The sequence below is a fragment of the Marivirga tractuosa DSM 4126 genome (assembly GCF_000183425.1).
GTDB lineage: Bacteria > Bacteroidota > Bacteroidia > Cytophagales > Cyclobacteriaceae > Marivirga > Marivirga tractuosa.
In genome coordinates this window covers 2887913-2912721 of record NC_014759.1, presented here as the reverse complement: position 1 = coordinate 2912721, position 24809 = coordinate 2887913, and the positions used below count along the sequence as shown (strand labels likewise).

General features: G+C 36.9%; 14 protein-coding genes. 3 read left to right on the top strand and 11 right to left on the bottom strand.

Annotation, left to right across the window (positions count from 1 at the left end):
- Positions 1 to 245 precede the first annotated feature (245 nt).
- The gene (locus tag FTRAC_RS12310; protein WP_013454583.1) at positions 246 to 2477 is read right to left on the bottom strand and encodes a M1 family metallopeptidase; all 2232 of its coding nucleotides are present in this window, start codon (positions 2475 to 2477) and stop codon (positions 246 to 248) included.
- A 147-nt stretch (positions 2478 to 2624) separates the two neighbouring features.
- On the opposite strand from FTRAC_RS12310, the gene FTRAC_RS12305 reads away from it, so the two are divergent.
- Both FTRAC_RS12305 and FTRAC_RS12300 read left to right on the top strand, forming a co-directional pair.
- Entirely contained in the window at positions 2625 to 4973 is a 2349-nt protein-coding gene (locus FTRAC_RS12305; RefSeq protein ID WP_013454582.1) for a TonB-dependent receptor, read from the top strand.
- A 47-nt stretch (positions 4974 to 5020) separates the two neighbouring features.
- Positions 5021 to 5575, top strand: a complete 555-nt coding sequence (locus tag FTRAC_RS12300; protein ID WP_013454581.1) for a hypothetical protein — start codon at positions 5021 to 5023, stop codon at positions 5573 to 5575.
- A gap of 56 nt (positions 5576 to 5631) precedes the next feature.
- On the opposite strand, the gene FTRAC_RS12295 is transcribed toward FTRAC_RS12300, so the two are convergent.
- The 5 genes from FTRAC_RS12295 to FTRAC_RS12275 form a co-directional block, all read right to left on the bottom strand.
- The gene (locus FTRAC_RS12295) at positions 5632 to 6357 is read right to left on the bottom strand and encodes a DUF6090 family protein (RefSeq protein WP_013454580.1); all 726 of its coding nucleotides are present in this window, start codon (positions 6355 to 6357) and stop codon (positions 5632 to 5634) included.
- A 216-nt stretch (positions 6358 to 6573) separates the two neighbouring features.
- Complete coding sequence (locus FTRAC_RS19825) at positions 6574 to 6729, bottom strand: hypothetical protein (RefSeq protein ID WP_185094403.1); 156 nt, start codon at positions 6727 to 6729, stop codon at positions 6574 to 6576.
- A 10-nt stretch (positions 6730 to 6739) separates the two neighbouring features.
- Positions 6740 to 7684 carry a ketopantoate reductase family protein gene (locus FTRAC_RS12290; protein WP_013454579.1) on the bottom strand — a complete coding sequence of 315 codons (945 nt, stop codon included), beginning with the start codon at positions 7682 to 7684 and terminating at the stop codon, positions 6740 to 6742.
- A 66-nt stretch (positions 7685 to 7750) separates the two neighbouring features.
- Positions 7751 to 8332 (bottom strand): Crp/Fnr family transcriptional regulator, encoded by a 582-nt coding sequence (locus FTRAC_RS12285; RefSeq protein WP_013454578.1) that lies wholly within the window; start codon positions 8330 to 8332, stop codon positions 7751 to 7753.
- 736 nt (positions 8333 to 9068) lie between these two features.
- Complete coding sequence (locus tag FTRAC_RS12275) at positions 9069 to 12299, bottom strand: WD40/YVTN/BNR-like repeat-containing protein (RefSeq protein ID WP_013454576.1); 3231 nt, start codon at positions 12297 to 12299, stop codon at positions 9069 to 9071.
- 527 nt (positions 12300 to 12826) lie between these two features.
- Between FTRAC_RS12275 and FTRAC_RS12270 the strand changes: the two genes are divergently transcribed.
- Positions 12827 to 16018 carry a T9SS type A sorting domain-containing protein gene (locus FTRAC_RS12270; RefSeq protein ID WP_185094402.1) on the top strand — a complete coding sequence of 1064 codons (3192 nt, stop codon included), beginning with the start codon at positions 12827 to 12829 and terminating at the stop codon, positions 16016 to 16018.
- Positions 16019 to 16177: 159 nt separating this feature from the next.
- On the opposite strand, the gene FTRAC_RS12265 is transcribed toward FTRAC_RS12270, so the two are convergent.
- The 5 genes from FTRAC_RS12265 to infB form a co-directional block, all read right to left on the bottom strand.
- Entirely contained in the window at positions 16178 to 16663 is a 486-nt protein-coding gene (locus tag FTRAC_RS12265) for an SgcJ/EcaC family oxidoreductase (RefSeq protein ID WP_013454574.1), read from the bottom strand.
- Positions 16664 to 16761: 98 nt separating this feature from the next.
- Complete coding sequence (locus tag FTRAC_RS12260; RefSeq protein WP_013454573.1) at positions 16762 to 17547, bottom strand: SH3 domain-containing protein; 786 nt, start codon at positions 17545 to 17547, stop codon at positions 16762 to 16764.
- Positions 17548 to 17790: 243 nt separating this feature from the next.
- On the bottom strand, positions 17791 to 20772 hold the full coding sequence (locus tag FTRAC_RS12255; RefSeq protein ID WP_013454572.1) for an esterase/lipase family protein: 2982 nt from the start codon (positions 20770 to 20772) through the stop codon (positions 17791 to 17793).
- A gap of 34 nt (positions 20773 to 20806) precedes the next feature.
- On the bottom strand, positions 20807 to 21427 hold the full coding sequence (locus FTRAC_RS12250) for a hypothetical protein (protein ID WP_148230080.1): 621 nt from the start codon (positions 21425 to 21427) through the stop codon (positions 20807 to 20809).
- 327 nt (positions 21428 to 21754) lie between these two features.
- Positions 21755 to 24790, bottom strand: a complete 3036-nt coding sequence (gene infB / locus FTRAC_RS12245) for a translation initiation factor IF-2 (protein WP_013454570.1) — start codon at positions 24788 to 24790, stop codon at positions 21755 to 21757.
- Positions 24791 to 24809: the final 19 nt, after the last annotated feature.

Genomic DNA, 24809 nt, shown 5'->3' with positions numbered 1-24809 from the left:
AACAATGCTATTATTACCATTCTACGCTTATCCATTTAAATCCTGTTGTCTAACTATAGATTATTGAAACTGCGTTTCAATAAGGCAAGATCCCTGGTTGCGCAGGGATGACGCACCGAGCACAAATTATCAAGTTAATTTACTTCATCTCCTTTAATTATAGAATTACTATCCATAATTAAACCAATAAAAAAGCCCTTTCAGATTATCTCCAAAAGGGCTTTTCTCACTCATTAAAAATATTTTTACTCGCCTTTCTCTTTAAACTCATCCAATTTGGTTTTGCTTTCTGTTTTAGGGAAAACATTATTGGATTTATCTGTATCGGCTAATTCTCCTTCAGGATCGAAAACGATTTTCGAAACTTCTTTGTCAAGAATTAACATCTTACGAGTTTTAGTTTCATTTTTTCTCCAGATCTCAGCAGGAATATATTTTTCATCTTTTTCGCCATCTTTATATTCGATAGTGAATAAAAGTGGAGAAACTAATCCGCCTTCATTGCTTAAAGTAATTTCATAGAAATGCTTATCTGCATATCTTGCCTTAATGGCTTCATCATCAGTTTTTGATCTATACTCACCAAACCAAAATTCAGGGGTTTCAGAAACTGAAATGTAGGAAGGACCATCACTAAAATCTGTGTTCAATTCTTCCTCTTCTTTTTCTCCTAAATCTCCTTTTGGAGCTTTAGCATTTTTCTCCATGTCTGATTCATCCTGTGCAATTCGGAAATATTTCACCTCATCTACACTAATATCAACATGATCAGTAGTATAGAACCAACCTCTCCAGAACCAATCCAAATCAACTGCAGAAGCATCTTCCATTGTTCTGAAAAAATCAGCAGGAGTTGGGTGCTTAAATTTCCATCTTTGAGCATAAGCTTTGAATGATTCATCAAAAAGCTCTGGACCCATGATAGTATTTCTCAATAAATTTAAAGCAGCAGCTGGTTTTGAATAAGCATTAGGCCCTAATCTCAATACTTGCTCAGGATTAGTCATGATTGGTCTTTGCTGATCTTTGCTACTTTTCATGTAGCCTGTTATTGCTTGAGGAATATTATCTGAATAAGGTAAATCAGGATAGTATTCAAACATCACATTTGACTCCAAGAATGAATTCAAACCTTCATCCATCCAAGCCCATTGACGCTCATCAGAATTAACAATCATTGGAAAGAAGTTATGCCCAATTTCATGAACGATCACGTAGGTCATTCCTAATTGAGTTCTTACAGAATACTCACCATTTTTATCTGGTCTCCCGAAGTTGAAACAAATCATTGGATACTCCATTCCGATTGAAGCAGCATGAACTGAAGTTGCTTGTGGATATGGATAATCAAAAGTTCTTTTCGAATAAAGTTCTAAGGTGTTCTTTACTGCTTTTGTTGATTCTTCTTCCCAAAGTGGATTTCCTTCTTTTGGATAGAATGATTGAGCGAATGGCTTAGTAGATTCTAATTCCACCATTTGACCATCCCAAATGAATTTTCTTGATGCAGCAAAGCCAAAATCTCTCACATTTTCGGCTGTAAACTTCCAAGTCTCATATTTAGTGGACTTCTCCTTTTCGTTTTCTATTGCTTCCTCTTCTGTTACAATAAAAATTTGTTCCGTTGACTTTAATGCTTTTTCATATCTTTTCGCCTGTTCTTTTGTTAAAACTTCCTTAGGATTTTGCACCATTCCGGTAGCTCCAACAATAAAATCATCAGGAACCGTGATTTCAACATCATAATCGCCAAAAGTTAGCGCAAACTCTCCTGCTCCTATGAATTGCTTATTTTGCCAGCCCTCAACGTCATTATAAACAGCCATTCTTGGGAAGAACTGGGCAATAGTGTATAGTGCATTACCGTCTTCTTCGAAATATTCATATCCACTTCTTCCTCCACCTTTCATTCTGTCGTTTACAAAATAATTCCAGTCAACTGAAAATGAAATATTTTCACCTGGCTTTAAGGTTTCAGGTAAACGGATTTTCATCATGGTTTTTTGAACCAAATAGTCCATATCTTTTCCATCAGCATTTTTTACTGCTTCAATGTTAAACCCTCCAGGGAAGTCATAAGAATTCCCTCCATTGGCTACATATTGCTCCAAATATTTGGCTGGAATAGTATCGTTAAAGAAAGTAGCGGTGCTTATTAATTCGCTGTCTGAACCCTCTGCTCTCATGTTTTGGTCTAACTGTAACCAAAGATAGTTTAACGGATGTGGTGACTGATTGTAATACGTGATGGTTTCCGATCCGGTAATCTTATTGGATGATTCATCCAATTTTACTTTAATAGAATAATCAGCTTTTTGCTGCCAATAATCCTCACCTGGCGCTCCAGATGCTGTTCTGTAAGAATTAGGAGTAGGCAACATAGTTCCTAATTGTTCAAAACGCTCTTTGTATTCTTGCTCTTGTGCCACAGATAAAAAGGGGGCACAGATTAGAATCATGATCAATAGTTTCTTCATAGTCATTATATTATTAGCTAAAAATATATCCCAATACTACTAAAAATTTATGTGGCATCCATTTTTGGCATTTCAAAATTACACCAGAGGGCAAAAGATTTTTTTAAAGGGTCCTTTTATTAACGCAACTTTTATATATTTGCAACAATGTTGCGTTTAGGAAAAATATTATTTATCATCTCCTGCATTATTGCATCGGAAGATATTTTCGGACAAGGGGATTGCTCTGTGACCTTTTCAGGTCAAGTACTCTCAGAGGGCGAGCATCAGCCTGTGGCATTTGCCAGTATTTATCTCCCTAGCCTTGAAAATGGTACCCAAACAGATGAAAATGGCTATTTTACCATTAAAATTCCTTGTCACGACAAATATGAAGTCATTATAAGTCAAGTTGAATTTAAATCAGCAAGTTCTTTTATAGATATAGGGATTAAAGACTTTGAAAGAAACTTTTACTTAACACCAAAAGATAATGTCCTATCAGCAGTTAGTGTACACTCTCATAAAAGAGAAGAAGTATTGCTGAGCAATGTAGAAAGTGTATTATCCACAAGAGAATTAAGGAAATTAAAAGGTAAATCGCTTTCTGAATCGGTGAGTACTTTGCCTGGAGTCTACAATATTAAAACGGGCCCTGGCATTAATAAGCCGATGATTCACGGACTTTATGGAAGTAGAATTCAAGTAGTGAATAATGAAGTGGCTCAAATGGGACAGCAGTGGGGAGTAGACCACGCTCCAGAAATTGATCCTTTTGTGGCATCTCGAATTACCATTGTAAAAGGAGCCTCCTCTGTAAAATACGGGCCTAGAGCTATTGGTGGTGCTTTGTTATTAGAACCAGAGCCTTTAGTGCCTGATTCAGCATTGCATGGCAGTTTGGATTTAGTAGGATTCACTAACGGAAGAGGTGGAATTGGGTCCGCTATGCTTTCGGGAAGTTTTTTACTGAATATGGAAGAATCCATTAATTGGAGACTTCAATCTTCTGCCAAGAAATCGGGAGATCAACATGCTGCAAATTACAATTTAACGAATACTGGAAGCGAGGAATTGAACTTTTCAGCAGCCGCTAATTACATCAAAGAAGATTTACAAGCAGATATTTTCTATAGTCGTTTCTCCACTGAAATCGGGATCTTGAGAGGTGCGCATATCGGAAATGTGGATAATTTCTTCGAGGCTTTAGATAGACGTCCGCCATTTTTCACAGAAGAATTTTCATATGAAATCAATAATCCTAAGCAAAATGTAGTGCATCAATTATTGAAAGCAAAAATACATTTGGATCGCTCAGATTATGGTGATTTTGATTTCATATATGCCTATCAACAAAATGCTAGACAAGAATTTGATATCAGAAGAGGAGGCAGAAGTGATAGGCCTTCCGTTGATTTGCAATTGGATAGTCATGTAGCAAAACTTCTTTTCCACCACGAACCTATTTGGAATAATTTAAGTGGGGAAATAGGACTGGACTATGAATATCAGAATAATAAAAATGTTCCGGGAACAGGCACCACACCATTAATCCCTAATTATTCGAGCTTTCAAACGGGTATATTTTTAAACGAAGCCTGGACAGAAGAAAATTGGAATCTTGAAGCGGGACTTAGGTTTGATGCCATAGCCATTGATGTATTAAAATTCGATGAAAACGATGATTTAATCAATCCAAAGCATCAATACAATATGTTTTCTGGCATTGTGGGAGGTGGATATGATTTCAGTAACAATTTAAAATATAAATCAAATATAAGTTGGAGTCAGAGAGCACCTAGCATCAATGAATTGTATAGCCAAGGTTTGCATCATAGTGTTGCGGCTATAGAGGAAGGAGATGATCAGCTTTCACCAGAAACCTCCATAAAATGGTTGCATAGTTTACAGTTTAGCTTTAATGAAAAACTCAGGTTAAATGTGGATGCTTATGCCAGTAGAATTCAAAACTATATCTATTTACAACCAGAAGAACCGCGACTAACTATTCGTGGAGCATTTCCTGTTTATCAATATCAACAGACTTTGGCTGATATTTATGGCACAGACATTATAGGTAGTTATGAATTTTTTCATCATTTCACATTAAACACCAAGGCCTCCATTATCAGGGGAAATGATATTTCAAACGAATTACCATTGATTTTTATGCCATCCGACCGTTGGGAAAACACCCTAAATTGGAGGTTATCTAATAAAATGGGGTTTAAGGAAATTGACTTCAGTTTAAGTGGGCTAAAAGTATTTGAACAACATCGGGCGCCTATTACGGAAACGGAAGCTTATGAAAGAGAAACCGTTCCTGTCCCAGAAGGCTATTTCATTACTAATTTTTCATTGGATACAACAAAAAAATTGGAGAATGCACAGCTAAATGTGGGCTTAAGTATATACAATTTAATGAATACAGACTATACCGATTATCTGAATCGCTTGCGTTTTTATGCAGCCGAAACAGGTAGGAATTTTGAATTAAGAATCAATTATATCTTTTAATAATTTAATAAATCAATAATTAGTAACCCTATAAATAACAATCAACAATGAAAACCCAAACAAGAAGTATGTTACTGCTAGTAGCAGTATTGCTATTTTCACAATGTGATACAGAAGATCCGGAGCCGGAAAATGAAGAAGAATTAATTACCACTTTAGAAATGACCTTCAGCCCAGTAGGTGGAGGAGATGATGTGGTATTTTCTGTTTATGATGAAGATGGAGATGGGCCAATAGAACCTGTTTACACTAATGGAAAATTAGCTGCTAATACAGATTACAATGTTTCGATTGAAGTGAGAAATGATGAAGAAGGTGAAGATATCACCTTGGAAATTATTGAAGAGGATGAAGAACATCAGTTTTTCTTTGAAACCTCAGTAAGCTTGCTCTTAGATTTTGCTTATGACGATGCTGATGATAATGGAGACCCAATAGGGCTAAGTACGATTTTTACTGCAGGTGACCCAAGTGATGGAACACTGACTGTAACATTAAGACATGAACCGGATAAATCTGCTGAAGGGGCTATAACTGGCGACCCAAGCAATGCTGGTGGAGAAACTGATATTCAAGCTACTTTTGATGTGGTGATTGAGTAACAGAAAATAATTTTAGGTTAAGCTTAAAGCAGTGATTAGAGAGGGTTGCTGCTTTTTTATTCCCTTTCCAATTCCTTCTCTATTGCAGTAATTACTTTAACAGTATTATCATAAATTCTATTGTAATTACTTATCATATACTCTCTCAAAAATAAATTTGCTGCTAAAGCACTTCTTAAAGAATAATTATCTCTAATTTTTGCAATGTCAATCGGTTTTCCATTTTCCCACATATCTTTTATATAAATTGAGTTTATAACCTCTGGCCACAATATCTGATATTGATGCTGATGATCATCTTTGTACTCAAAATCTATAATATTATGATACTTTATTTCATAATGTGTGGATAGCATTTGACGAAGGGAGTCATTGGATATAATCTCGAGACCTTTTGATTTAAGTGTTTCATAACCACTTCTATTCACTATTGATCTGGTGGAGCCAAGCAAATTACCAAAATGTCTGTTGAGCGAGTCATTGTAATTCATGTTGTTATTTATGAATTCTAATACAATTTGGTTGGATTGATATTTGTCTTGATTAAACTTCAAGTTAAAATCTATATCCTCCAAGTCTTGTTTTAGATTACTGGCGATTTCTTTAAGGTACTTCTCTTCAAGGTTTCTATCATGCCTGAAATTATTCCAGTTATTTATTGCAAGAGCTATTAAAATACCAATAACCACCAGTAAAATCTCACCAAGAGCATAAGCTAAATACTGGCTAAATTTATTTTCAGTAAGTAGTTTTCTTCTGATTCGTTGAAAAAATTTAATCATAGTAATTCAATTAATCATTAATGCGGGCTTTCAAATAGATCAAATACTACATTTTCTATACTAAATTAGTAATTTCAATTTGGTGAACTGATCTAAAACCGCCAAGTATTTTTGATTAATTGACTCTTATAGTACACAAAAAAACCTGTAGCGTCTCCACCACAGGCTTTCCAATCATTATCAAAATTTAACTTACTTTTTCACTTCAATAGCTTCCTATTCCTCAAAAAGGGAAAGATGTAATTCACTGATGCTTTCTTTGCAGACTTTCCAATCGTCAGCAAAGAATTTGCTTAAGGCTTCCATTGCTGTTTTAGACTGTCGGAAAGGGCATAACCATTCTGCCTTGATTTTAATTTCACTAGAATTCATCTTTGAATCATCAAGCTACATTCAACTTAGCCTTTAATTCCTGATATATTTGCTGAGTATAAGGAGTCGCCAACTGCAGGGCCGTAGCATATTTGATGATAGCTCCAGCAAATAACTCTAGTTCATTATGTTTCTTTCCTGCATTAATATCCAACTGAATGGAAGTAGGTGTATCGTAAGGAAATGCAGAAGACTTGGCCAGCGTTTGATCCACTATATCAGTAGCTAAACCAATTTCCTTTTTGTCTGCAATTTCTTTTATTTCCTGCATTATTCTTTTGGTCTCATCCTTTTGCTGTGGATTATTGCATGCTTCCCCTATAGATGAATTGTATTTTGCTGAAACCAATCCAACGCTGGCGATAAAGATGAATTTTTCCCAAATATCAACTAATGAATTGTCTTTAAACTCATAATTAATTTTGCTGTTTTCCAGTAACTCAAGCACCCAATCTAGCTGCCTTTTGGAATGCTCCTGGTCTCTTCCCAAAATTAATTTACCTGATTTACCTTTATGTTCAACTACTCCTTTACTTTTGATATGAGAAGCCACATAAATACAAGAAGGCAAAATTGTCTGCTCGGGTAAAACTAGTCGAATTCGTTCATGGATATCTGCTCCATTCATCATGGGTAGTATTATTGTATCCTCGCTAATTACTGATTTTAGCTGCTGACAAACATTTTCCAAATCATATTCTTTCACGCAGATTAAAACCAAATCAGGCCGTGGCATTTCTACTATATTTTGAAATAGCGCATCGGCTTGGGTTCTATGATTAGGGTGTTCTTCAGAAAGTAAAGTAAGTCCATCCGCTTGAAGCTTTCGATAAGTTTCACCTCTTGCTACAAAGGATACCGTGTGCTTTTCACTTAGTTTGTTTTGGCAGATTTTAAATCCAAAATATCCGCCTACTCCCCCTAGACCGATAATAGCAATGTGTTTTTTCTTCATATCCATATTGTTTTACACAAATCTCAACATGAAAGTCGAAAGGAACACTTGACAAATGACAAGAAATTAAAGTTTACTGATTTCTTTTCTAATTCTACTCAACGAACTATCTTTTATCCCTAAATAGGAAGCAATGATTTTTAAAGGCACATGCTGAAAAATCTCAGGTTTTTGTTTGATAAGTTCTAAGTACCTGCTTTCCGCTTTTTGACTCGCCATCTGAATCATTCTATCCTGAAGTTTGTCGTAATTAATTACAAAAAGAAGCCGACTAAACTCTCTGAAATCAGGAATATTATGAAAATTTGATTGGACATTTTCTAGGCTCGTAGCCCAAAACTCACATGGAGTTAAGCTTTGGTAATTTTGTTTGGAAGGCTGTTGCTTAAAAAACGAGAGGAAATCATTTACAAAACAAGGAGCCGAATAAATATTAGTGGCAACTTCCTCCCCTTCCTCACTCATGATGTAAGCGCGCATATAGCCTTTTTCAAGAAAGTAGGTTTTGGTGCTAATAGATTTCTCCTCAATTAAATTTCGGTTTTTAGCTAACTCAAAGTATTCAAACTTTTCTGTGATTTTATTTACAATTTCCTCCTCGATGGGGAATAAAGAATGAAAGTAATGCTTGAGAATAGATTTATCCATTAATATGCTTTTGACCTTGTAGGATGTTAGAATTCAATAATAGGATTAATATTTAGATTAGTGAACCTAATACGAAAGGAATAAGAAGTCAATAAATACGTAGGCTATATTCAAAATTCTGCAAGAACTCTAAATACTAATTAGCTCTTTTACTATTGAAGAATTCCGAAGGATTGCTTACTAAAGCAAATTCTTGACTAGTGATCTCCAAAAGCCAACAGAACAATATCCTACCAAAAGCTATGATTTGTCATGAGGTGGTGCAACCTCATTTTAAATGCCTGCTAATTCGTTTGTTGAGTTTTTTTCATTATTTCAAAAACCACTTTTCTACGATGGTTCCTTCTTTATTAATCAAAAAGAAATAAGGCCAGCCATCAATTTGATAAGTCTTAGTGACTTCCACTTTATTATCCGCAGACCAAATGGAAGTGCATTTAGATTCACTTGAGTTTTCATGCTTATAGTTTTAAATGTTAATTGAGATTCAATTATGTATAATGCTGCGCTTTTTCTCACTTTAATTAAAGTGGATTTCTTGAACGTAACCTTATTTATTTGATCAATAATCACATGCCAAAAAATGAAGCAGATTTAGGTTTTGGTTGTAGAAGAACTGATTTTTTAAAAAAACTGAAAACATATATCTTATCGCTTAATAGATAAAATATATTCTCTATCAAAAAAGCCTGCAGCATTTCCACCACAGGCTTTCCCATCATCATTAAAATTAAACTTATTCTTTTACTTCAATTGCCTCATATTCTTCAAAAAGGGAAAGATCCAATTCGCTAATGCTTTCTTGATAGGCTTTCCAATCTTCTGCAAAAAATTCATTAAGAGCATCAATAGCAGGTTTTAAGGCTTCTTCTGCCTGCTTTTTCAACCTTTCCTGAGTATCACCAGGTTCGTCAAAACTAGCGGCCGTATAGTAATAAGCATTCCCGATTCTATCGCCTATGTCTGGAATTGGCGTTCTAATAATCCCTTGCTTTTCACTAAAGTCTTCTCCAACAAAAGGCTCAAATAATACTTCCAAGGTATCTTTTATGGCTTTGCTCGCCTTAATCTGGTCTTTGAAGGCTTCTTTATCTTTTTCTTTCATCCATTTAATGTAATGATCAGCAGTTTCTTTAGCTTCCAATATCCTTTGGCTGGCTTCATATGCAGTCTCTTGCATCTTTTCTATGGATTTCAAGAAATCATATCGTGCTTTTAAGTCTGCTTTATCTACATCCAAACGAGGATCGAATTTCACTTCAATCTCTGTGGAATCTTTATGCTCGCCAAAGTGCATCACCAACTTATATTTTCCTGGCATTACATCCACTCCGCCTGACTCTTCAGCATCTTCTTTGGTCAATCTTCTGCTAGGGCCTCGTTGTCCCGCCTCATCCATTCTCCAATACATGCGGTGTAAGCCATTTTCCTTAGGAGCTTTCTCTCTTAAGGTACGGATCAATTCACCATCCATCGTGTAAACTTTAAGCTTGAGGGAATCATAAGTAATTTTTTTCTCATCATTTTCCTCTTCCTCCCCTTTTTTCTCCTCTTTATCTTCTTCCTTTTGTTCTGGCTTATTAATCAAATAAGAAATCATCGCATTCGAATTTCTATTTTCTCCATTGAAAAGCGCATTCGCTCCAAAGCGAGAACCACTTGGCTGCTGATTTACGGCCTGATAAGCAGTTGGAGGGGTAAATAATTTCAAAGGCTGATCTAATATCGTTTTGCCTTCAGTAGCTAATTCCCGTAGAGGACGAATATCATCCATCACATAAATGGCTCGACCGAAAGTACCAATTACTAAATCATGCTCACGTGGATGAATCACCATATCACGCGTAGGAACATTAGGATAGTCATTGGTCCATTTTTGCCAGTTCTGGCCTTTATTAATGCTAAAATATAAACCGCCATCCGTTCCTAAGAACATTAGGTTCGGCTCTTCAGGATCTTGGACTACACTTAAGGTAAATGTCCAAACATCTTCACCTGAAGTTAAATTAGTCCAACTCTTACCGTAGTTTGTTGTATGAAATAAATAGGGTTTAAAATCAAAATTTCTATAATTATTCACCACAACAAATGCTTCACCTGCATTGTAAGTTGAAGCTTGAATTTGCGCTACCCATGATTCAGCCGGGAAGCCTTTAATGTTGGTGCTTACTTTGTTCCATGTTTGACCTCCATCTTGCGTAAGCTGAATATTTCCATCATCAGTACCTACCCAAATTACTTCTTCTTTTAGTGAAGATGGAGCAATTGCCGTAATGGTCGTATTATTTTCTGCCCCTGTAGCGTCATAAGTTAAGCCACCACTTTCAAATTGCTTTTGCTTTTCAGGATTGTTGGTTGTCAAATCTGGTGAAATGATTTCCCAGGTTTGCCCTTTATCGGTGGTTTTATGTAAAAACTGACTACCAAAATAAACAGAGCTATTATCAAATGGGTTTTGAGCTATGGCCGCATTCCAATTGAATCTTAACAACACATCTTTATCAGGATGTGTGGGTCTTACAATTTGATTGTTACCTGTTTCCCTATCATAACGAACCACAAAACCTTGCTGAGATTGAGCAAATCCATATCTCGAATTGTCAGGATCTGGCATTACATCAAAACCATCGCCAAAAGCTAATTCCTGGAAATAGGAATTTCTGATTCCTTGTGACTTCCAAGCGTAAGCCGGGCCAATCCAACTGCCGTTGTCTTGCATTCCGCCATACACATTATAAGGATAATCATTATCTACATTGACATGGTAAAACTGTCCAACCGGAAGATTCTGTACAAATCTCCAAGTCTCGCCCCCATCATAAGTAATATTTAAACCACCATCATTTCCATCTAACATCATATCTGGATTTTCCGGATGGATATACCAAGCATGGTGATCGGGGTGAACCCCTACTTCAGTACCGTAAGCAGGCATTAACTCTTTGAATGATTTTCCGCCATCTTCGCTTACATTTACATAGGTGAAAATGGTGTAAACTCTATTTTCATTGGATGGGTCAGCATATAATTCTGCATAGTAAAATGGGCGGTTACCGATTTCTCCCATGTCCGCATTGATCATTTTCCATTTATAGCCGCCATCAGTTGATTTATATAATGCATTCTTTTTAGATTCAATTAAAGCATAAACGGTTTTGGAATCTGCAGCTGAAATGGCTAAACCTATTCTTCCTAAATCCCCTTTAGGCAAACCATCCTCATCGCTTAACTTTTTCCAGTTTTCACCACCATCCACAGTCATGTATAAACCAGAACCTGGACCACCAGATGTGAATGTCCACGGCTTTCTTCTGTGTTCCCACATGGCAGCAAATAATTTATTGGGATTATTGGGATCCATGATCAATTCCGCAACCCCGGTTTTGTTATCTACAAAAAGACTTTTCGTCCAGCTTTTACCACCATCTGTGGTTTTGTAAACGCCTCTTTCAGGGTGCTCTCCCCAAGGAGAACCTATTGCACCAACATAAACTGTATTAGGATTTTTGGGATCAATTCTGATTCGGTGGATGTTACGGGTTTTCTCTAAACCCATCAGTTTCCAGCTTTTTCCTCCGTCTAAGGATTTATAAAGACCATATCCTCCATTCAAACTGTTTCGAGGATTTCCTTCTCCAGTACCTACCCATATCACATCAGGATTATCTTGCTGAATGGCCACGGCACCTATAGAAAGGATTTGTTCTTCATCAAATACTGGCTTCCAATCCACACCTCCACTTTCAGATTTCCATAGACCACCTGAAGCGGAACCGACATACATCACTTGCGGATTATCATGCACAACATCAATGGCGGTGATTCTCCCACTCATGCCAGCAGGGCCAATGCTGCGGACATCAATGCCTTTAAGTTTTTCTAAATCTACTTCTTGTGCTAAGGCTGTAAAATAAAAGCCTATAGCAAGCAAAGTAAAAATCCATTGTTTTATAAATGATTTCCTCATATTACGAATTTTAAGTTTCTTCAATCTCGTAACATGAATGCTTAGATGCAAACGAATTTTACTTCAAGGGTCGAAATAATATGTGACTACTCTTGAATCCCAAAACACCATAAAATGCACTTCTAAGTCATAAGGCACCTCTTTCCGTACTTTTATATTATTTATGATCAAATATTACATCTTCATATCAATTCCTGCAAAAGAACAATTTTATCTGTGTTATTGCTAAGCACGTATACACTTAAAAAACCTTCAATTGACTTTTACCAATAAGGACAAAATGTTCGAGAGCTGGGTTGCGTTCAATTTTCAACAGATTAATTTGTACTTTAGTCGAAAAACCCCGTAAAAAATAGACTACTTAATAATAAAATAGAATTATACTATTAATTTGCATGTTGGAAAGCATCGACAAATACTAAAAGACAAACAATATGACGCTTACACAAATTGTATTTTTTAAATGCGGTATATATTTTGACAAAAATTCCAAAGCTCTACTTAGACTGTTAAAATATATTATATTTGTGTTTTTTTGTCTAATATTTCAATCACATAGTACTTTTTCTCAATTTATCATACATGTCCAGGATTGGGAAGGAGTGTCTGGTAGTGGAAATTGGATTAGAAATGAACTACCAGCAAATAAGTGGACTAGGGGAACTGATACTAATGCCGTTCTCAATGGGTCAAAAGCAACCTATATTTCAAATGATGAGGCAAATTTTGGGTATGATCAGGCAACTAGCTCTGAAGCTTATGCCTATAAAGATATTGCATTCCCTTCCACTGGAGTTTTTTACGTGAAATTCGATTGGAAGTGCGTTGGTGATGTTGACGGAGGAGTTGCTTACGATTATTTCCGCGTTTTTATGGTCCCTACCACTACTTCACTAAATGAAACTGATCTAGAAAACGAAGTGAACGGATTTGAAATTCTGGGTCCTGGTACCCAGAATCGATTTGTAGAGCAGAGCTCTTTTACAATGCGTAACTACCCACTAACACCCGGACAAAACAGCACTGTTAGGGGAAATACGTATCGATTGGTTCTCCTTTGGGTAAACGATGACATGCTTACTGATGGGGTGCCAGCAGCAGTTGACAACATCATTATATCAGATGGAGATGCAACAGCACCTCTTGATGGCACCTACCAAATCGGTAAAAATTCAGCCGGGACTCAGCGATTCGACAGTATCATGCATGCCACTGCCTTACTCAATATCAATGGGGTTTCTGGAAATATAAATTTTGAATTGACAGATGAAGATTATACCATAAAAACTGGTGATTTACCTCTCCGTATTGAAGATTTCAATTCCAATCCTAATTCAACAGTTTCAAATGCTGAACTTGTTTTACAGCCACTTCAAAACGGAAGCTTAACGCCCACAATTAGTGGGGTAAAGGGAGGAAATAGCATATTTTTAATTGACAGAGCAAGCAATATCACGATAAATGGAGACAATGGGGGTACTGTTTCAAATGACCTTTCAATTGAAAATAATAGTGGCACTAATCCAGTTGGCATTCAAATAGGATCTGATATTGGTTCTACAATAACGAATGAAAACATAACGATTGAAAACAGTAATATTGACTTAAGTGGTACAACTGGAACTGGAATATTAATCAGTAATTATAATGACGGAACTGCGCCCGGTTCATTCAATACGGTCACTATTTCCAATAATAATTTTTCAGGGGGAGAAAAAGCAATTTATGCTATTGGAGATAATGGGACTGCTAATGGTTCTGGACTAAGCATTCAAAACAATTCCATGGATGATAATATTAACCCACAAGGGCTCACAGGAATTGAAATTAATGGTACAGATAACATTGATATTTTACACAACATTATTGGAAATATAAATTCAAGTGATAACAGCAATATTCAAGGAATCCGTTTGGGTGCAAATTCATCAAATGTACTAATCGAAAAAAATGAAATCTATAATTTAGCACATGGTAATCTTTATGGAGCGAACGGAATTTCTTTAGCAAGCAATACTTTGAATGCAGGTATTCAGATCAGGAACAATATGATTTATAATATCTCGGCAGATGGCTGGGATTATACAGCTACTTATTTTGATAATGCAATTGGGATTGCTGTTGAAGGAAATCAATCCGGTATATCAATTTTAAACAACTCAATATATTTAAAAGAAGGAGGAGGCAATGTTCTTACGGCAAATGCGGATTCTTATACGGCTTGTTTATCTATTGGCACTGGAGCAACAATCAACACATTAAAGAACAACCTATTGATCAATACCTTAGGCGGTGATAATAGCGGTGCACAACCTGCTGGATATACCGCAATTGCTTATCAAGGAACATTTACCGATCATTTCCCTGATATTGATTACAATTTCTATTATAGTCAGGCAGGAAGCATTGCTGGAGGAACTGAATCGTTGGCCAGTGATTTTTCTAGTGCTGCTTCATCATTGGAAACTTTAAAAACCTTGAGCGGGGCAGACCTAAGTTCGATCGGAGCTTCAAGTGGAGATATTGCTACATTTAATGGGGCAGGATTTACATTTGATCCCGAAAGATTGTTCACAGCCGTAAGTGAAGGAACTGGGGAATATTTAGCAATTGATGAATCTCAACAAGAGGCTTGGTTAATGAATGCAGCCGGCACCCATTTAGTGGGCATGAATGAGGACTTTTCAGGAAATTCCAGAAACACAGATATAACTGCAATCCCACCAAGTTTGGGAGCTTTTGAATTTACGGCTAACACCCAGCCTGTGCCTGCTTATCAGGATGGTGTTATTGCAGATGCTGCCATAACCGATTTTTATGTGGCAAACCGAAAAATAATGTCACTGACTTGGGACGCAAATGGGGGAAGTCTTCCATCGGCTCTAGAAGTGAATTATTACCCAGGAAATCTTCCGCCTGGTACAGGAGGTTATCCTGTATTTAATGGATACGTACAGATTAACGCTACAGGTGGCAGTGGGTATGAATATGATCTCGAATTAGCTTATGAACCTGCTTTGCTTGCTGGAATTTCAACCACGGATATTCTTCTTACAAAGCGCTCTGATGGGGTAAATGACTGGACATCTTGGCCTACTGCTGTAAATACGGTCGATAGGGTTTTCTCGGTTAGTAATATTGATAATGGGTTCAGTTATTTTACCGGTACTGATCAAAATAACCCGTTACCAGTAGAACTCATTTCATTTTCTGCCAAAACGCTACTTGGAGAAATTCAAATTCAGTGGGAAACGGCATCTGAAAAAAATAACGACCACTTTATAGTTGAGAAAAAAGGACAAGATAATACATGGGTAAAAATCTCAACAGTTGAGGGTGCTACTAATTCAAATACCTTGATTCAATATTCCATCACAGATATAAATCCTATTTCAGGAACACAATATTACCGACTCAAGCAAGTGGATACTGATGGAAAGTTTGAATACTCACAAGCTCTTAGAGTTGAGTATGGAGTCAACAGAACTGAAGTATTTCCAAATCCATTTACAGATAAAATCTTTGTGAAAACCAATGGTGAAAATTCAGTTGAAAGAATTGAGTTGAAAAATATCACAGGTAATGCAATTAATATAACAAATGAATATTTAGGTCAAAACAATTGGGAAATCAACACCCAATCTTTAGAAACTGGCACATATATTCTATACGTGTACATGAAAAATCAAGTGGAAGTACGGAAGATCGTTAAGCGATAGAAATTATTCTTTAAAATCTACGGCTTCATAGTTCAAGGTTTGCGTTTTAGGCCTATGCGGCATATTTGTACTAGATCCAAGCGGACGGTTGAACCAGTGCCAATGCTTAAATTGAAGCAGCTTGCAAGAACTTAAAATAGCGCAAGCATCCGCTTGTGCTTAATCTGTATTATTCGGCCGGTAATCCACCCCCTCCATATTTCCATTCTCATCAATTATATGAGTTTCTTTCCCAGGAACTACATCGGTATTTTGAGCTGAGGCACAACTCCAGTTTCCGTCTTCATTTTGATGCACTACAAATGTGAAAATGGTATTTCTAGCCTGGGCTTTTTTGCCATCTATTGAAGTTTGACCTTCCAAATGCATGCGTGCATTTACCACAGCAACCGTATCAGATAAATATTTGACTTTTGTTTTCCTTAATGACAATTCTGAATCTTTAAAGATGACTTTTAAACCATAATCATGGGCTTTAAAAATGGCGTTTCTATCATGCCACCACAAGCCTGTAACATTGATAAATTCTGCATCCTCATCAAAAATGGAAGCCAGCATTTTGGCGTCTTTTAAGTTCCAGGCTTTTATGAAAGCGACAGGAATTTCCACAGGTTCTTTAAGGATTAAAGCATTGAAATCAGCCATTATACTTGAATAATTTTATCAAAGTTTAAGTCAACGCATTTAAAATAAAAATAGCCACTAAATTAGCGGCTATTTTTAAGATTTAAGATGGAGTAATATTATTCACTAATAGCTTCCTCCGTTTCTTCAACTTCTTTGTCCGCTTCCACACTGTCCATTTCTTCGGTTGGTTCAGCCATCAATTCTTCCTCATCACTATTTAGTTCATTCAATTCATTTTTTAAATCCACCATAAACTGAGAAGAAGTAAAGGACTCATTTTCTAAGATTTCTTGAATAGCTTCACTACGCTTTTCTTCATCTTCAATTTCCATAGCTTTTTGTGCATAAACAGCCACTGCGATGTCTACTTCATTATCGGATAAGTCAGTTCGTTTAACCCAGCCAGACCAAAACCATTTTTCGCCTTGACTTTTACCTTTTACTTCCACCCATTCATCTTTAGTTTCCATCAAGACTAACACGTCCATAGGACTATAGCTTTTGTCCGTTTTCGTCAGCAAGTCCGGTCGTTTAAAAATTTGAGCTTCTCTTAGTGCGGTTACAGCAGTTCCTTCTTCTACAAAATCACTCACAACCCAACCCTGCTTATCATCTCCCAATTTAATTTCCACATATTCTCGGTTATCTTCAGAAGAATCAACAGCGGTTTTTCCTGTCATCAATACTTTTTCTCCCAAACTTATTGAAGATATCCACTTTCCGTCTGATGTTGGCTCCTCTCTGACTGATATACCATCCCAAATAGATACGGCATCAACTTTTTGAAGGGGTTCTTCCTGAACTGTAGATTGCTCTTCTTTTTCTTTATTTTCAGTTCCTGAGCAAGAAAACAGTCCTAAAGCTAGAATTGCAAAGCTTAAAACATAGTAATAATTTTTCATAGTTAGTTTTTTGGTTTTGAAATTTCGAACTAATGTAAGTTTTTTTCAAAAGACAGGAAATAAAACCTGAGGATAATTTAGTTTTATTGTACAACTTAAAGGATTTCCAAAATTCATTTTTACCTCAACATTAACTTATCGGCTTTAAACTTTATGATTTAACTTTGATTTTACTTCTATTCTTTTCCTCCTAAGCATAGAGGCCTAATCACAGAAACTTCCCCCATTTGGAAAACAGGGCTACTATTGTTTCAGTATTCTATAACTATAGTGTTCATCTTGGTAGTTTACACGCACTCGGTAGTAGCCCGCCTTCATAGCCCTCATATTGATTTTCTCTTTAATTTTCCGGTGGCACTTATCATGCACTACACTTCCGTCTTCCTCACTGACAATGGTCAATTGATATTCAAAATTTTGCTTGGATTTGCTTACTGGCTCTTCTTCCCATTCCACTGTTAGCTCATCAGCCGTAGGGTTAGGATAGAGCATAATTGATACTGGACTGCAGAATTTACTCCCTGATACATTAAAGCCAGCAAATACTCCATCGGCATAGCCACAGCTGTTTTTAGGCAGGATCTGAAGCACATAGTAGCCATCCGGTACGCTCTGTGCTACGGTAACTTCAACGTAAACCCTATTTACATCCGACCAAAATGTAAAACCACTACTATTGCCTCCCAAAACTATTTGGGGCTCGTACTCAGTGGCGCCAGGAACATAAGTAGGCCAAGGAAGTCCGTGAAACAGGCCTGTTGTTCCTCTTTTAATACATTCTGGGCCTTCTAGGTCGTCTGGTTGGAGTATATTTGCTGGAGTGCCCACCCAAACATTTTTTGTAACCGAAGTCCCATCATTAAAATAAGCGGTTATACTATTGTTACTTTGACTATTTGCAGATGGGTTTACAGTTATGCTATTGGCGTTACTGCTAACTATCTGCAAACTAGAAGAAGTACTCCATGAACTTACCCCACTACCCAATTTACAATTTTCGAATGAATAGGTAGTATTTTGATCGCATACAAAATCACTTCCTGTTAAATCATCACCCGTTAATCGTACAATTGGTGTTTGTTCATTTCCATTTATCTCCGCCATAATCCATGCTACATTTTCTGTAGTTGGGTAAATATGTTGTTGATTTTCATTGGGGGCATAATAACTATCAAAAGGCGTTTCACCTGTACAAACCAAATTTCTGTTTAAGGAATTTGACCAATTAAAATTAGCATTTTCTAGTGCCAAGGCACTAACTGTGGGGATAAACGTATGATTAGGTAGATGATAATCTGTAGTGATATTAAGGTTAGCATCATTGAAGCCTTCTAAAAAATCATTGTGCATAATTTCACCTGTATTATGATAAGCTCCAGCCGTGACATCCATAGAACCATTAGGATTTGCATTCGAAGTTTCTACCTCAATCCCATCAACTCCCAGTCCTGGTAACCACAATGAGTAATCTGTAACAACCCCCTTAAACGTCCTTGTTTGAGTATTGTGGGCTGTCATAAAATTGGTCATCACTTCAGCTACTTTTACACCCAGTTTTTTACCTTTCAAATCTAGAAATTTCTCGCCCAAGGAATTATTGCGTTTACCCAAAGTAGTACCATTTAAGAGGGAAACTTTTCTTAAATTAACTGGAAAGCCGTTTGAGCCTCTTAATCCATTGCCCTCTAGGCTATTTATAAATTGTTGTCTGAACCCTGCAGTGTTGTTCAATTTTTGGTTGTTTACACCATAATATTGCTCTATAAGCATTTGCTTAGCTGCTGTGGAGGTGAGTTTCTCTTCGTATGACTCTCTGGCATTCTCTTGCCCTCCTGTATAAGCAAAAAAGTGCAGCGCCTGAGAGATACCAATAGGAATATTGGCCCCTAAATGCGGACTGTCAAAACTTACCCAAAGCCTTGTATTATGATCCATGCTGTGCTTCTCCATATAGGCCAGGGCATAACGGCTAATTAATCCACCCATACTGGGGCCCACAACCACTAATTCTTCAGTAGAACCATTATTGGCCAATTCAGTATTTACCCTTTGAATTAAGGCTATTAATACCATGGCATTTCGCTCTATAAAATCACCGCCAGCCACAATTGTTTCCCCAGTTTCATCCGCCTCATAAGAACTGTGATTTACAATGATTACATCGTAGCCTTCATCTCTTAAGGTAGGCACAAGATTATTATCCTCACTACCATATTCCATTAACTGCAAAATTGATTCAGGTGCTTCATGACCTTCATCATTTTCATCAATCTTTCTTTCATCCAACGGATCAAAGCCGTCCAAAATAATAATGGGTTTTTGGAGGTTGGGTGTGGTATTTCCATCTTTTGTTCTGTAAAAAGTACGATAATCATTTTTACCTTTAATGGCTACCGATTCATTATAACCCTTAAAAGCAATATTGGCTTCAATATTATTATCCTCGACCAAGGGGTCCGCTCTCGCACTGCTTGTTTGCTGTACATCCATAGTACTTTGCGTAGTGTATTGGATTCCGTTTTGCAAAGTAACCTGAAATCGTAAGAGTTTGCTCCCGCTTTCTTCATAATTTACACTTAACTCAGACATGGTCTTCTGCCCTCTGTTTACCAATGTATGCCAGTTGCCATCTCCAAAATCAGCCGAAAGGTTTTCAATAGGCTGTTCTGTTTCTTGAAGCCAAAAGTCTTCATCAAATTTGAAGGTAATATCTTGCCCCCACACTCTCTCTTTTAAGGGTGCCAGCATAACAAGGGTCTCTTTCTTGTACAAAGCTTTGCCTTCAACTGGTGCTAATTTGCCATTACGCATTTGGAAGCCTTTTTCTTCTTGCCCCTTTCCCTTATTAATAGTGTTAAACTCCATGTTGATCAAACCAATACTTATCTGGTCATAATCGTCTTTCTTTTTCATGGAATTGATTTTCTCAGGCAAGTTCATAAAATCAGGGGTATAACTGGCCCTATATAATTCACTCCAAGCCTGCCTAAAGAGGTTAAAATTAGCCGTATCATATGCTTTGTTAAATTGCTCAATATTGGCAAAAGAGGGCACTCTGTCATATAATATACCCGTACTAATTTTGGTTTTATCCAAATCCTCAAAAACACTGTCCATTTTCTGAATATACCTGCTTTTTTCAGGAGTGAATCTTTTTTGGTCGGTTTGACCAAAGCTCTGCATGCATAGCATTAATAATAATGCTGAAAGGTAAAAACTTTTCATAATTGTAAGGTTTTAGTTTTAGTTAATTAAAAATTTATTCTTGTTCGTTTAATGTATTCCAATTGATATCAAACCGTCCATCTGTAACGGATATCGTGTCAGATAGCGGGTCCGATTCTTTTACTATATCAAATTCAAATGTGCCTGAGGCTATATGATTTAGCGTGTCAAATCTAGTGACTCTGATAACACCTCCTTTTTCAAAAGAAAAGTATCTTGATTCATTATCCGAATTATCAAATAACCTTATAATACTGTGATATGGATTTGTATTTTCATACAATGAATTTCCAGTACTATTGAACAATTCAAATTCTCCTGTACTATCAATATCTTGTAAATGTAAATATATAATATCACCACCTTGATCAACGAAATTTCCTGCCCTGATATAGAAATAATTTTTCACTGGATTCTCTCCAAATCTCGGGTATCCTGCTTCTAAACCTACTAAAGTACCACCAGTAAATAAATTTGTCGAAAATCCATCCTTAGGTACCAAAACTTCCCCATCAATTTTGCAACCGAAAGTATTTAAGCCTTCTTGGGTGATAGGAGGTAATTCATCCTCTACTTTAATATCTTCTTTTTGGCAAGAAGAGGCTATAAAAACAAAGGATAAAAAGAGTAGAAAGTAATTGAAGTGACTTTTCATGATGTTAGGTTTTGATTTCATTATTGAAGTTAAACAAAATTTTATTAGGTACACATGTTTATATAAGAACTTTTGGATTATAGTTAAAATGTAATAAAACAATTTTTTCACCGAAAACCCAACACTGGCTTGCCTATCCATGCTGCCCAGCTGTTTTGTATTCCCTCGCACTCCCTTCGAACAAGAGCTATTCAAAGAATGGGAACTTTTTGACCTAGAGACTCAAAGCTATTTATCAAAAGCACTCTCAGTAGACTCTGATGAAACAAAAAAAGCCGATCAAACTTTCGTCTAATCGGCTTTTAATCTATTTTGAAACCTTAAAGTTTACTTCAAAGTCCTTTTTACTTCTCTTTCTTCAAAACCTTCAATCACATCTCCTTCTTTAATGTCATTGTAGCCTTTGATACTAATACCACATTCGAATCCTTTCTTCACTTCCTGAACATCATCTTTATATCGCTTCAGTTGATCGATTTCTCCTTCATACTTCACAATACCTTCTCTAATCAACCTGATTTTGTTCTTACGCATTACGTATCCATCCGTCACCATACAACCTGCAACAGTACCGATTTTAGAAATCTTGAAAATCTCACGAACTTCAATGTTTCCTGTAATCACTTCTTCAGTAGTTGGCGCCAACATTCCTTCCATGGCATCTTTCAACTCGTTGATTGCATCGTAGATAATAGAATATAATCTGATTTCTATCTCTTCATTTTCTGCAATCTTACGAGCATTCTGTGAAGGTCTAACTTGGAAACCTAAAATAATGGCATCCGAAGCTGAGGCTAATAGCACATCAGATTCTGAGATCTGACCTACCGCTTTATGAATAATATTAACCTGAATTTCTTCAGTAGATAATTTCAATAATGAATCCGATAATGCTTCAATAGAACCATCCACATCACCTTTAACAATAACATTTAGCTCTTTAAATGACCCGATTGCCAATCTACGTCCGATCTCATCAAGGGTAATATGCTTTTTAGTTCGCATACTTTGCTCACGCTGAATTTGCTCACGTTTATTCGCAATATCTCTTGCTTCACGATCAGTTTCCATTACGTTGAAACGGTCACCGGCCTGTGGTGCTCCGTCTAAACCTAACATCAATACCGGAGTAGATGGGCCTGCTTCATTTACTTTTTGTCCTTTATGGTCAAACATGGCTTTCACCTTACCATAATGGGCACCAGCTAATACTACATCTCCAACTCTTAATGTTCCTGCTTGAACCATGATAGTGGTCACATAACCTCTACCTTTATCTAACTCTGCTTCAACAACTGTACCTACAGCTGATTTATTAGCATTTGCTTTAAGCTCTAAGACCTCTGCTTCTAAAAGTACTTTTTCTAATAGATCTTCAATACCTGCGCCCGACTTTGCCGAAACTTCTTGGCACTGATATTTACCACCCCAATCCTCCACTAATATATTGATAGCGGACAATTGTTCTTTGATCTTATCTGGATTTGCATTTGGCTTATCCACCTTATTAATAGCAATAACCATTGGAACTCCTGCAACTTGAGCATGATTGATTGCCTCTTTTGTTTGTGGCATGACTGCATCATCAGCCGCAATTACAATAATGGCAACATCCGTAATTTTAGCACCACGAGCACGCATAGCTGTAAAGGCTTCGTGACCAGGTGTATCTAAGAATGCTACTTTTTTGCCAGATTCAGTCATCACATCATAAGCACCAATGTGCTGCGTAATACCTCCAGCCTCACCAGCTGTTACTTTTGACTCACGAATGAAATCCAATAATGAGGTTTTACCATGATCAACATGACCCATGATGGTAACAATAGGAGCTCTGTCCTTCAAATCTTCCGGATTATCCTCCTCTTCAATTACCTCCGTTTCATCGTCAGCTTCCGTGAATTTCACATCATAGCCAAACTCATCAGCAATTATTGTGATAGTTTCCGCATCTAATCTTTGATTGATAGATGCAAAAATTCCCAAATTCATACATTTCGCAATGACATCATTTACGCTCACATCCATTAAAGATGCTAAGTCATTGGCTGAGATAAATTCCGTTGTTTTAAGAACTTTAGATTCTTGCTCTTGCTGCTGAAGGTCTCCTTCTCTTTTATCAGCCTGAGTTTGACGTTTCTCTTTTCTATATTTTGAACGATTACCACTAGCTCCTGGTGATTTACCACTCAAACGAGCCATGGTTTGCTTAATTTGTTCTTGAATTTCCTTTTCAGTAGGCTCCGCTTTTTCAACTCTTCCTCTTCTGCCTCTGTTTCTATCGCTTCCGCCACCTCTATTTTGTCCTTGCTGACCAGAACCAGGCCCTCTACTTTGGCCAGGCCCACCTGAACCGCCACCCGGTTTAGAATCTTGTGGTTTATTAGGGGCAATTCTTTTTCTTGGACGTTTGCCTCTTCTTGCTTCTTTCTTATCATCAGAAGAAGCTACTGGCTTAACGCCTTTTTTACCTTTTCTTTCCTTTTCTTTAGGTAAATCAATTTTACCTAAAACCGTAAGACCTTTTAATGAATCCGCCTTAGCAGCAATAGTAGAATCGGTTGGCTTTTCTTCGGTTAAAGGAAGCTTTTCCGTTGGCTTATCCTCTGCTTTCTTTTCAGCTTTTGGGGCTTCCTCTTTTGGAGTTTCAGCTTTAGGCTTCTCTTCTTTTTTCTCTTCCTTACCTTCTTCTTTTGGTTTTTCAGCTTTAGGGGAAGCTTCTTCTTTTTTCTCCTCTGGCTTTTTCTCTTCTTTTTTAGGCTCTTCTTTCTTAGGCTCCTCCTTTTTCTCTTCTTTCGCCTCTACTTTTCCTTTTGGAGCTTCTTCAGCTTCTTTCTTTTCAGCAACAGGGCCTTCTTCTTTCTTAGGTTCATCGGCCGGTTTTGGAGTTTCCTGCTTTTTGCCTTTTTTCTGATCGTCTAAATCAATTTTGCCTAAAACCTTCGGCCCGGATAATTTTGGGCTTTCTGATTTATAGACATCTTCTTTAGCTTCTTCTTTTTTAGCAGATGGCTGATCGGCAGGCTTTTGTTCTGGTTGAGTACTTTTCTCTTTGCCCTCACCTGCATTTTTGATCAAGACTTTTTCTTCGTCATCATTTTCATCATTACGATCGGCATCTGAATCGACCACTACATTGCTATTATGCTTTTTACCAATGGACAGACTGGATGCTTCCTCCTTCTCTTGTGCAGAGGAGGCAAACTCTTTTGCGAGCATTCCAAATTGCTCTTCTGAAATTTTTGAGTTTGGCTTACTATCCACCTCATAACCTTTTTTGCCCAAGAAGTCTGTGATTGTAGATAATCCTACATTCAATTTTCTTGCCGCAAGGCTGAGTCGCATCATTTTTTCTTCTGACATAAATGCTTTGTATTCTGCT

Coding starts and splice junctions, on each gene's coding strand:
- FTRAC_RS12310 (WP_013454583.1), bottom strand. CDS start 2,477: ATGAAGAAACTATTGATCATGATTCTAATCTGTGCCCCCTTTTTATCT.
- FTRAC_RS12305 (WP_013454582.1), top strand. CDS start 2,625: ATGTTGCGTTTAGGAAAAATATTATTTATCATCTCCTGCATTATTGCA.
- FTRAC_RS12300 (WP_013454581.1), top strand. CDS start 5,021: ATGAAAACCCAAACAAGAAGTATGTTACTGCTAGTAGCAGTATTGCTA.
- FTRAC_RS12295 (WP_013454580.1), bottom strand. CDS start 6,357: ATGATTAAATTTTTTCAACGAATCAGAAGAAAACTACTTACTGAAAAT.
- FTRAC_RS19825 (WP_185094403.1), bottom strand. CDS start 6,729: ATGAATTCTAGTGAAATTAAAATCAAGGCAGAATGGTTATGCCCTTTC.
- FTRAC_RS12290 (WP_013454579.1), bottom strand. CDS start 7,684: ATGAAGAAAAAACACATTGCTATTATCGGTCTAGGGGGAGTAGGCGGA.
- FTRAC_RS12285 (WP_013454578.1), bottom strand. CDS start 8,332: ATGGATAAATCTATTCTCAAGCATTACTTTCATTCTTTATTCCCCATC.
- FTRAC_RS12275 (WP_013454576.1), bottom strand. CDS start 12,299: ATGAGGAAATCATTTATAAAACAATGGATTTTTACTTTGCTTGCTATA.
- FTRAC_RS12265 (WP_013454574.1), bottom strand. CDS start 16,663: ATGGCTGATTTCAATGCTTTAATCCTTAAAGAACCTGTGGAAATTCCT.
- FTRAC_RS12260 (WP_013454573.1), bottom strand. CDS start 17,547: ATGAAAAATTATTACTATGTTTTAAGCTTTGCAATTCTAGCTTTAGGA.
- FTRAC_RS12255 (WP_013454572.1), bottom strand. CDS start 20,772: ATGAAAAGTTTTTACCTTTCAGCATTATTATTAATGCTATGCATGCAG.
- FTRAC_RS12250 (WP_148230080.1), bottom strand. CDS start 21,427: ATGAAAAGTCACTTCAATTACTTTCTACTCTTTTTATCCTTTGTTTTT.
- infB (WP_013454570.1), bottom strand. CDS start 24,790: ATGTCAGAAGAAAAAATGATGCGACTCAGCCTTGCGGCAAGAAAATTG.